The 6,625-nt window shown below is 50.2% G+C and carries 5 protein-coding genes; all 5 read right to left on the reverse strand.

The window, feature by feature from the left end; genetic code table 11:
• Nucleotides 1-309: 309 nt before the first annotated feature.
• A complete protein-coding gene (locus HNR46_RS20745; RefSeq protein WP_221285306.1) occupies nt 310-687 on the reverse strand; it encodes a hypothetical protein in 378 nt (125 codons plus the stop codon).
• Between the two features lie 128 nt (nt 688-815).
• Nucleotides 816-1,712: a hypothetical protein gene (locus tag HNR46_RS20020; protein ID WP_184022406.1), complete on the reverse strand. Its 897-nt coding sequence runs from the start codon at nt 1,710-1,712 to the stop codon at nt 816-818.
• A complete protein-coding gene (locus HNR46_RS21465) occupies nt 1,709-3,163 on the reverse strand; it encodes an N-acetylmuramoyl-L-alanine amidase (protein ID WP_184022408.1) in 1,455 nt (484 codons plus the stop codon). The genes HNR46_RS20020 and HNR46_RS21465 overlap by 4 nt, the downstream gene beginning before the upstream one ends.
• Nucleotides 3,164-3,741: 578 nt before the next feature.
• Nucleotides 3,742-4,743 carry a hypothetical protein gene (locus HNR46_RS20030; protein WP_184022410.1) on the reverse strand — a complete coding sequence of 334 codons (1,002 nt, stop codon included), beginning with the start codon at nt 4,741-4,743 and terminating at the stop codon, nt 3,742-3,744.
• Nucleotide 4,744: 1 nt separating this feature from the next.
• Nucleotides 4,745-6,625, reverse strand: a 1,881-nt coding sequence (locus HNR46_RS20035) for a hypothetical protein (protein ID WP_184022411.1), incomplete at its 5' end; no start/stop codon positions are given.

Below are 6,625 nucleotides of genomic sequence, written 5' to 3' on the forward strand. Positions count from 1 at the left end.
AGTTCCGGTTCGCTGTCCAAGGCCGAAGCCCCTCAAGCCGAAGGCATCATGCACGTCCCGCATCATTCCTCAAGCAATTTAACGAAGTAGAACTACGTCCTTGTCGAAAATGTAGTAGAATTGCCCGAAGCCTTGCTTCTCGGCAGTCGCGTTCGCCCATGCCGTTGTAAATGGGAGCTTTATTTCTTCGGATAACGTTAAATCAGATTCAGACCTGACCGAAGGACGAGCATCGTTTTCAGGGGGTGGTTGGAATTATCGTGGAATCTTCAACTACGAGCGGGTCAGACCTTGGTGTCTTTCATCTCGTTATGTGCCTTTCGTGAAAGGGCCTGTGCCGTTCCAATAATGATGATTTAGTATCAAAAGCGCCAAAGCGACTTCATCTTCAATTTCAGGTATTTCGCTATCATTCTCCAGCTTTAAAAGCTCACCATCCCGCCTACTGTAGATGGCCGTATCTGATAATTCGTAGGATCGCAGAATCCTTCCTCTCCGGGTTTTCGCTGGGCATGATCCATCCCTCACAAAATGAAGTTCACCCGATTCATCCGCACAGAAGACTCGGATGTTATAGCCAATCCCGAAAGGACCGAATACTTCGTACTCGTAATTTTTGGAAAGCTCGATCGTTCCATGGAACTTGCTTTCCTCAGAAACAGAGATTGGAATCGACGCGACCTTCATTCTCTACACATAACGTCATAGAACAGGCGACCTCGACCATCATGGCAGAGGCGCTGTCCTCGTTGCCCCATGGAACCACCAACTCGGAATTTCGACAAGGCCGCGGTGAGGGATCGCCCTCCACCACTTCACTTGCGCTTTTTGAGCGACATCCAAAACAAGCCAAGCGCAGCCACGATCAACACCACGATGATGCTCCACGGCGTTGATGAAGCTGGTGCTTCGCTGGTTGGCGAAGCGGGCTTTGGTTCGGGTGCCTTTGGCGCCTGTTTTTTGAATGCAACAAGAGGAGCTGTTGCTGTTGGCGCATCGGCCTCCTTCTTTTCGATCCTGGGTGACGACTTCAAATCTGCTTTCACCGTGAACTCGCTGTTGCCGACTGATATTCTCAAACGGTCCAACTCTAGGCCGACTTTTGACACTGTAAGACCTTCCGTGGTCGGCAGGTTGAGGGAGCTCACATCGAGACGACTCAACGCACTTTCGTTTATGTGGAAAACATAGATTCGCCTTTCGATGAACTCTCCCTTTTCAGTGTCGATCTCTGCCTCGCCGACCAGTGTTTTATCATCCACCCAAGACCAACAAGTGATGTAGCCTTTTGGCCCGTCATCATAAGTCACATAAGGAAGACGCAGCACGACTGGGCGATGACCACCATCAGACAGCATCTCATACACCTTACTCCGCATCCCCGAGTTGATAATTAGCCTCGTTCCATCTGGGCTTAACGAGCTACCACGATACCACCTAATAGGATAATCCACCCTAATCTCGATGCCTCTGCTCGGGATTGTAACGCGGTCACGCGTACTCTGAGAGTCACCACTAACAGGTCGAAAGGCGGTCGGCTCGTCGCTGATTTTGTCGACTGGATCAACCCTGATGGGAGCGCCTATCGAGAGCCACTCAGGAGGCTGCGCGTTTAGTTCCTGCTTCATTTGCTCTGACCACGCGTGCCCAAGAGCCACATGCACTTCCATGAAAGCCACTAGCAGCAGAGTGAGAAAGAATCGGGTTTTCACGGCTGGTTCAGGATGTTGTTGTAGATGTCGGTTGAGACATCGGCTGCAAATTTTGCCTGGATTACCGCGCCAGTGGCATTTGATAGCTTCACCGTTTCGAGTGCCGTTTCATGCGACAAGAACTCGACTTCAACAATCACACCACGGATGGGGTGATATTCTGCTGTGTTGCCGTAGCTGGTGTCCTTCAATGCAAAATACGATCCATATTTGGGATCACGATGACGGGCTCCGGCATCCGATGCTGTGACGGCTGCGAGCGTTGTGCCTTGCACTGTGGCACCCAGTTGATCGTCCTCTGCCGCGTTCACTTGGAGTCCTGCAGAGAGCGAGACATACTCTGTTCCACGAGCAGTTATTGAGGCTGCCGAGTTAAAATGAATGCTGAGGAAAATGTCAGCCCCTTTGTCGCGGGCAAGTTCAGCACGCAGAGTGTTATCCAAGTATTCTGTCGTGCTTTTTCGAGTCATCACGATCATTAGGCCATGCTTCTCAGCCGCAAACTTGTCGATTGCTTTTTGCCGCAAGCTCAAGGAGTATGCCAAAGCCAAGTCTTTCTCCAAAACCGTGTTGTCGGTTCTGCCGACAGCTCCCGAGTCATGATCCCCATGTCCCGGATCAATGACGACAACTCCCGGCACTTCCATGTCGATAAGATCAACCGGATTGCTCATGCCTTCGATCTGGATTTTTATTCTGACTTGATTAAATCCGATCGGCGGGATATTCACACGGATAGCAGTATGTCCATCGGCTCCGATGGTGGTTTCTCCAGATGCCTGCGACACTTTGCGGAACCCATTTGCACCGTAGGCCGTGGATGCTTCGAAACGGTCTTTGTGGATTGGGCTGTCGTCCCACTCGCCCCGTATGGTCGCCGGTGTTGCTCCTGGTAGTGCCTCAAGAGTCCAGGTGACTTTTTTGCCTTTCAGTGCTTCGCCGATTTTCACCTTGAGTTCACGGTGCGCGATCCTGTTGGCGAAAGGATCGACCTCTACAAACGGAGTCAGCGGCTTCCCGGTGTTCGGTTTCTCGGAACCGTCAATATCATTCCCATCCTCGTCCTTCACCTTGGGCGACAATTCGACTACCTCCACCGGCAGGAGGTCCACATCATACCGCCTCTCATTCTCGAAGGTCCCTTCGTTCGCTTCCAAAGGGTCCAACACCACGCCCGTTTCCGACACATTCTCCCCTGCACGAACCGTCAGCTTCACCACTTCGGGGTCGCCTAGCGTGACTTTCGTCGCTTCGTCGATTTTCACTTCCAGCCACGTCCCTTCGTTTTGGTAGTCCAAGGTCGAGGCTTTCGTCCCGATTTTCAGGAACGGAACCTCAAGGTCTTCGGTGAGTCTCCGGTTGAGTAACACCCAGACCTTCCTCGTCGCGTTCGCTCCCCAGTAGCGGAGGTAGTTTACTTCCTCACCGTTCCCGCCGTTTGGAACGGTCACCTCCCGTGAATGGAAATGGAAGCTCCCCCTCACCGCCCCCAAGGGTGGGAAATCACAGGCTCCCCATCCCGCCGGCGGTTGCTCGGGAAAATCCTGTTGGCGGCTCAGTTTCTGTTTCCCCAAGGTCAGATCGATTTCGCCTAGAACCGGTGGGTAAGCGGGCCAACTCGGCTCGCTCAATCCTAGCCAATGGACGAGCTCTTCGTGAGCCATGCTTCCGCCATAGGTCAAAACTCCCACTGTGGTCCCCAACAGGTGATACGAGCGATACGCCCAATCCGGGTCGGAATAGTCCGAGGCTTCATATCGCCGATCCACCTCCGCAATGAACATCATCACTTTCAGCTCCGGCAATGACTGTGGGTCCGTCGGATCGCTGTTGCCGTCGTGTTCCCAATAGTTCGAACTCCCGTCGTCGTCCTGATTTTCCTCACCATCGATAGGACTTTGCTGACCTCATTGTATTTCCCGGCTTCAGCGCTGCCTAGAACTGGGTCGTGGAATTTGTCGTTCTCGAAAGGCTCGAAGAGCGAGTGAACCAACATGATGTCTGGCATCATTTGGAATATCTTCTAAGATCATTTCTTGATACCAAAAAGACGTTGACTAAGGTTCTCAGGACTTTGAATGGCCTCGACGAGGCCCGCTATTTGATCTCCATTTACTATTCCTGACATCACCGGATTCATTGAAAAATGATAAATTTCATTTTTCATAACACCTTCAAATTTCGTCGCATTTGTTGGCTCCTCAAGAAGTGTTTTTAATGATCCTCCGTTTTTAAGATACACCGCCAGAGCGGGAAGCATGGACTCATGCATCACTTGCTCCCATCCATAATCAAAGACTAATGCACCAATGTTCTCCTTGAAGATATTGGAACCGAGAAAGCTCGACGGCAGAGCAACGGCTTCATTGAAACGGTTGCCGACTGTAGATTCCACAAGTTTAATATTCCTGATTGCTACAATCATTTCTAACCACGTTTCTCCATTTACTGGTGCATCAGCAAGCAAATCATCCAATCCAGATTCTGAGATGCCTTTATTTTCTGGAATCATTTTAACAAACAATTTCAACATCTCTCCTGAATTGCGGACTGTAAAAACATCGGGGCGTTGTGGTCCCATTTTTTTACCACGAGAGAGGATGATAATTTTTCCGCAACGATGGGATGCAAGATCACAGCAAAGTAAAGAAACGAGACGGTTTCTGTAACCATCCGCTCTCCAAAGCTTTTCACCTAATGCGAAAAATAGCATCGCTTCGGATTCTAAGGTATTGATTTCTGATGAAGGTTCCTCTTCAGCTCGTTCTCGAAGCAAGCCTACGAGACGATTCGATAAAGCTACCAGTTCAATTTGATTGATGATTTTGTTTTTTGTGGCAAATGAATCTGTTGTGATTCGGGGCCACTTTCCGCCCTCATCCAAATAGGAATTAAGCCCAGCCAGTCCGCCTTTTTCTATAGCTTCACCCAAGAGTTTCAATGGAAACGCTTCGGCACTGGCAGATTGCGCCTCTGAATTGGCAAAATAAGTGAGACTCAAATAGAAGAGCAGTTTTATGATGGATTTCATTTTAATATGGGAAAAATGTGTAGGGCGTGAGATTGGGGTCGTCATATGGATTTCCACCGCCCATATCGATTTGCGTTTTGAAGACCTTTCCGCCAACGCCCAATGAAGGAAAGCCCGCTTGGACTTCTGATGCCTTACGAGCTGGATACCCTAAGATCTCTTCTCCCTCGCGATCGAAGTCATATAGGTCGTTAGCTAGACCCCACACTTTCACCTCGCTAACAAACCCATACATATCGACTTTAAAATCAATCGTTGGATTTTCGAATGTAACCTTACCAAGGCAGAATAGCAAATCTGGATCGACAACCCCAAAGGCTAGGCTTTTTTCTTTGGCCGTAATTGAGTAGCTTAAGAGCGCAGCAGGATCTCCATTTCTTCGCTCTTGTATGATATCATTTTTAATTCCATCCGCGACTGAATTAAACTCCCCAGCCAGCCAGATTCTTAGCGCATTTGACCTTATGAGTTTTTTGCTAAGATCGTGATCTTTCGATATGGTCGCTTTGAAACTGATACCAGGAACATTTGTCGGCCTAAACGCCACTCCGATCGGATGACTCAGCCCGGATTCGTTTCGTTTGATTGTTGTTGATTCGCTACCTGAATAAATCGGAACTGTGCCTTTGCAAAATGCTATGAGATGACGCGCACTGTTCCTTAGTGGAATTTGTATTAACTGTGCGGAAGCCCAATCTAGGAGTATTTTTTTACTGTCCTCGTAGTCAGATTGCGTGATCGGGATGAATTTACATGGTATACTGGTAGTCGCGCCGCGGCGAACATGTTGCATTTTGATGAGGACTTCTGACTCGAATCCGTCAATCTGGCCGTTTTTATTTTCGTCAAAAGCCCATACGAGGAATCGTTCACGACCAACATTAATATTAAAATCAGAACTGAGTTGAACGATGGTTCCATCGGAAAATGTTGAGATTCCGGATTCGGGAAGAAACTCTTCAAGAACACCCTCAGATGCCCATCTAAACAAAATTTGACTGCGCACCGCGGCGGGAATCTCTGCAGCCAATTTAATTTTTACTTTGAAAGTGGTAGCTGTGTTGGCTCCCATAAAAATGTAGGGGTATTCATTCGGACCAGTTTTGTCAGGAAATCCGTTAGCCTCAACTCCTGTGATTTGATCTGACCAAACCTCTTTTACCTCCACCGGCAGGAGATCCACATCATACCGCCTCTCGTTCTCGAAGGTCCCTTCGTTCGCTTCCAAGGGGTCCAACACCACGCCCGTTTCCGACACGTTCTCCCCTGCACGAACCGTCAGCTTCACCACCTCCGGATCGCCTAGCGTGACTTTCGTCGCTTCGTTGATCGCCCCTTCATACCACGTCCCTTCGTTTTGGTAGTCCAAGGTCGAGGCCTTCGTCGCGATCTTCAGGAACGGAACCTCCAGGTCTTCGGTGAGTCTCCGGTTGAGCAACACCCAAACCTTCTTCGTCGCATGCGTCCCCCAGTATTTGAGGTAGCTCATTTCCTCCCCGTTTCCGCCGTCCGGCACGGTCACCTCCCGTGAATGGAAATGGAAGCTCCCCCTCACCGCCTCCAAAGGTGGGAGATCCCAGGCTCCCCATCCCGCCGGCGGTTGCTCGGGAAAATCCTGTTGGCGGCTCAGTTTCTGTTTCCCCAAGGTCAGATCGATCACCCCCGGAACTGGTGGGTAGGCGGGCCAATTCAGTTCGCTTAGGCCCAGCCAATCTTCCAGCTCTTCCTGCTCGATAGCACCCCCGTTGATCAAGGCGCTCACGCCGGTGCTCAACAGATGCGTCGAGCGATACGCCCATTCTGGATCCGCATAGTCCGACGCCCGGTAGGTCCGATCCACCTCCGCGACGAACATCATCACTTTCAGCTCCGGCAATGACTG

The organism is Haloferula luteola, from assembly GCF_014201715.1.
GTDB classification, from domain to species: Bacteria; Verrucomicrobiota; Verrucomicrobiia; order Verrucomicrobiales; family Akkermansiaceae; genus Haloferula; species Haloferula luteola.